This window comes from Micromonospora sp. DT4 (assembly GCF_049841675.1).
Taxonomy (GTDB): Bacteria; Actinomycetota; Actinomycetes; order Mycobacteriales; family Micromonosporaceae; genus Micromonospora.
On record NZ_JBNCKT010000543.1, the window covers coordinates 1 to 211 of the forward strand.

1 protein-coding gene is annotated in these 211 nt (G+C 59.7%); it reads left to right on the forward strand.

Translation table 11 applies throughout. The features are described from left to right. On the forward strand, window positions 1–211 hold a 211-nt coding region (locus ACLQ24_RS30810), incomplete at both ends, for a hypothetical protein (protein WP_425895224.1).

Below are 211 nucleotides of genomic sequence, written 5' to 3' on the forward strand. Positions count from 1 at the left end.
GCAAAGCACCCGGAAAGCGATCCGAGGATCCTCGAACTCGCAATGAGCTCCGGGTCGTATGCCAAATTGTTACGGGATGCCTCGCAGAGGGCAGATCTTTGGGACACGCCGCTCGGCCTCGACATGCCCTACGTCCTGGCCCGAGCTCTCGACCTCGACATCCGCATCCTCGAAAACAGTGACAACGTCATCACGGATGTCACCCACGTCC